Below are 3,666 nucleotides of genomic sequence, written 5' to 3'. Positions count from 1 at the left end.
GTTCGTCCATCTCGGTGATGGCGACCTGCCCGTCCGCGCCCTCGACGAACGTGATGCGCTCGACGGTGACGTTCTCGAAGTCGACGGCGACGCCGGCTTCGTCCGGCGCCACGTCGTCGATTCCTCGGGCGTCGAAGGCCACGGCACCAGCCGGTGGTTCGACGTTCGGCCCGTCGTCCGACGTCTCGTTCTCGGAGTCGTCGTCCCCGACGACCACGGTGCCAAGGGTAACGCCACCGACGCTGATCTCCTGTTCGCCGGCCGTCTCGAACGAGACCGTCGTCGCGACCGTCTCCGATTCGCCCGCATCGAGCGCGACCGTTTCGGTCGCGGCCGCGTCGAATCGGAGGTCCCGGATCTCGACCGCGACCGGATCCGACGAGAAGGCCGTGTCGTTCACCTCGAAGACGATGCGGTCGTCGCCGACGGACGTGACGGTGACGCTGTCGTCGGCGGTGGTCCGTTCGTCACCCGCTTCACCGATGACGGCCACCTCGAGGCCCTGTTCGTCGGCGAGGGTGACGTCGCCATCGGACACTCGTAGTTCGGCCCTGAAAGTCGGAGGGGAGCGATTCGTTCGTGGCTTCGACCCGCAGCGTGTCGTCGTCGCTTGCGTCGCCGTCGGGAAGTTGGTCATCGAAACCGGCGATGAGCGCGGAGGCGTTGCCCCCAGCCCCGTCGCCTGCCGTCAGGCCGTGGTGCTCCTCTGCCGCCGTTGTCCCGGTGAAGGCGACGCCGCCCGCGAGGACGGACAGCGCCACGAGACAGGCGAGCAGGAGGGCACGTAGTTCGTGTGTGTGCGTTGGTCATGGTTCGGTTCGAGCCGCCGATATGGCTCCGTCTTGGGGAGGACCACCCACTATCCGACAAAAGGGGTTGTGACAAACCCGTCCAAACGACGGCTATAGCCGGGAATTATTAACAGCGGAACGAGCGGTCGACCGGCCCCTATCGCTGGAGCCGAACGTCGAGACAGACGTTGAGTTCGTGGGGCGCGTACGAGCGGACCTCGTGTCTCGTTTGGACGGTCACCTCGTATTCGGGGTCGGCCGCTTCCCGAATCGCGCGTTCGCCGGGACCGAAGGGGTCCGATTCGTGCTGGATGTCGTAGAAGTGGAGCAGGCAGTCGTCGCCAGCCAGTTCCACGGCCGTATCGAGGAACTCGTCGGCGCTGTGCGGGAGGTTCATCACGAGGCGGTCCGCCCAGTCGTCGTAGCCCGAGATCTCCCGTACGTCACCGTGAATGGCCGTCACGCGATCGGCGACACCGTTGCGCTCGGCGTTCCGGCGCAGGTACTCGATGGCAGCCTCGTTGAGGTCGGCGCCGACGCAGTCCGCGCCCCGTTTCGCCGCCGGAATCACGAACGGGCCGACGCCGGCGAACATGTCGAAGAAGTGCTCGCCGTCCTCGACCTGTTCGACGACCCGTCGTCGTTCGGTCGCGAGACGCGGCGAGAAGTACATCTCGGCGATATCGACCTCGAAGGCACAGCCGTATTCGCGGTGGACCGTCTCGGTATCCTCGCCGACCAACAGGTCCCAATCGCGGATGCGGAGTTCGCCCTCGATGGGCGAGGCCCGGTTGACCACCGTCTCCAGCGGCAGATCCGAGGCCGCGATGGCGTCGGCGATCTCCCGGGCCCGCTCGTCGTCGTCCTCGTCGATGATAGCGATCTCGCCCAGTCGTTCGTAGGACGGCTCGAAGCCGAGGATGTCGGCCGGAAGCGTCTGCGTCTCGCGGCGCTCGACGTCCCGGTCGACGACCTCGAACTCCGCTTCGATCGCCTCGATATCCGCCGACTCGTCCAGCGGGATGTAGATGTCGCCGTCGACGACCTCGATCTCGTAGATGTCCGAGAGGGCGTCCCGCTCGGCGATGCGCTTGCGGGCCGCCTCGCCGCGCTCTCGGGGGACGCGAACGCACGGAACGGTCATTACTCGCTTTCCGCCCGGCGCCGCGGTAAGGCTGACGATGCGAAGCCCTGGAGACGGCCCTGAATCGGCCCCGGAGCGCGAGGCTTTTGCCGCCGCCCCACCGAAGCCGTGTATGCTCACTTTCGTTGGCCTCGGCCTCTACGACGAACGCTCGATCACCATCGAGGGCCGAGAGGCCCTTCGAGAGGCCGACCGCGTCTTCGCGGAGTTCTACACCAGCAAACTCGCCGGTGCGACCGTCGACGCTATCGAATCCTACCACGACGTCGACATCGAGGTCCGGGACCGCGCGGGCGTCGAGCAGAACCCCGACCCAATCCTCGATGCCGCCGCCGAAGGCGACGTCGTCTTCCTCACCGCGGGCGACACCATGATTTCGACCACGCACGTCGACCTACGCTTGCGCGCCGACGAGCGCTATATCGACACCCACATCGTCCACGGGACGACCGCCGAGGCCGCGGCGGCCTCGCTGACGGGCCTTCAGAACTACCGGTTCGGCAAGGCGACGACGCTGCCCTTCCCCTACGCCCACGGCGCCGACGGCGTCCCCGGGAGCGTCCTCGATACCATCGCGGACAACCGCGACCGCGGCCTGCATACGCTCGTCTATCTCGATATCAAGGTCGGCACCGGGCCGAAGGGACCGGACCCGGACCACGAGGAGTACATGACCGGCGAGTACGCGGCCGAACTGCTCGCCGACGAACTCGACGCCGTCGGCGTCGTCGTCGCCCGCGCCGGCAGTCCCGACCCCATCGTCGCCGCCGACAGCCTCGATGCGCTGGCCGAGCGGTCCTTCGGCGACCCGCTTCACCTGCTTATCATTCCCGGTGACCTCCACGTCATCGAACACGACGCGCTCTCAGAACTCGCCGGCGCGCCCGAATCGGTGCTTCCGGACCCAGTTTGAATCGGCCGCATCACCCGGCGTTCAGTCGTCGCTCACACGCGGCGTCGAGGCCGCATCGTCGGGCGAATCGGGCAACAGACCGAGTTCCGCTGCCGTGTCGCGATCCTCGCCGGTCACCATATACGCGATGTCGTCGATGATGACGAGCAGTTCAGGCAACTCGCGGATGACGAACCACGCGATGGCGACCAGCGCCACGACCGACAGCGTCTGGCTGATGACCCCCTCGGCGACGATGTGGGAGACCAGATACGGGTCCGATTCGCCGAACAGCGTGAGCAGGTAGGGCCCGTAGGGGCCGTCGAACCACTGGTGGCCGAACGCGAGACCGATGAAGGTCGTCCGGATGATATTGAGGACGTAGATGACCGGAATCGCCACGGCCAGCGCCCGGAGTTTCCGTCGGAGCGGCGCCTTCACCGCGGCGATACAGCCGATGAAGATGGCCTGGCTACCGAGGGCGGTACACGCCATCACGATGTTGTAGACGATACCGCCGTGGGTCGGGTCCGGCGTCTCGAAGAAGAAGGCCGCCTCGAAGCCAGCGTAGGCCTCCCGGCGGTCGGCGATGGGTTGCAGACTCGGGTCGTATCCAAGCAGGTCCATCAGCAGGGCCGTCTGGCTGGCGACGTGTTCGACCAACAACTGGCGAACGAACGGCAGCGTCTCGGCCGGCAGGTAGACGAGGCCCATCACGGCGACTGCGCGGGATAACACGAAAAGCGAGTCGCGCCCACCAGTGATGAGATAGCCGGCGTAGAGACAGGCCGGCACGCCGACCAGCGCCAACAGCGCTTCGACGATACTGTTGGAGACGA

The 3,666-nt window shown here is 66.6% G+C and carries 4 protein-coding genes and 1 pseudogene; 1 reads left to right on the top strand and 4 read right to left on the bottom strand.

Annotated elements, in window-relative coordinates; genetic code table 11:
- The 3 genes and pseudogenes from V5A53_RS13750 to V5A53_RS13745 all read right to left on the bottom strand — a co-directional run.
- Positions 1 to 538, bottom strand: a pseudogene (locus V5A53_RS13750) (hypothetical protein); the annotation flags it as partial.
- Positions 477 to 776, bottom strand: a complete 300-nt coding sequence (locus tag V5A53_RS14615) for a hypothetical protein (protein WP_442928702.1) — start codon at positions 774 to 776, stop codon at positions 477 to 479. The gene V5A53_RS14615 and the pseudogene V5A53_RS13750, both read right to left, overlap by 62 nt.
- A gap of 172 nt (positions 777 to 948) precedes the next feature.
- Positions 949 to 1,935, bottom strand: a complete 987-nt coding sequence (locus tag V5A53_RS13745; protein ID WP_332314187.1) for a class I SAM-dependent methyltransferase — start codon at positions 1,933 to 1,935, stop codon at positions 949 to 951.
- Between the two features lie 112 nt (positions 1,936 to 2,047).
- Here V5A53_RS13745 and dph5 point away from each other — a divergent pair, with 112 nt between their 5' ends.
- A complete protein-coding gene (gene dph5, locus V5A53_RS13740; RefSeq protein WP_332314186.1) occupies positions 2,048 to 2,848 on the top strand; it encodes a diphthine synthase in 801 nt (266 codons plus the stop codon).
- Between the two features lie 21 nt (positions 2,849 to 2,869).
- Here dph5 and artA read toward each other — a convergent pair.
- Positions 2,870 to 3,666: archaeosortase A (artA, locus tag V5A53_RS13735; protein WP_332314185.1), on the bottom strand; the 797-nt coding region annotated here is incomplete at its 5' end.

The sequence above is a fragment of the Natronomonas sp. genome, assembly GCF_036625485.1.
GTDB lineage: Archaea > Halobacteriota > Halobacteria > Halobacteriales > Haloarculaceae > Natronomonas.
This window is presented reverse-complemented; position numbering and strand designations above follow the sequence as displayed.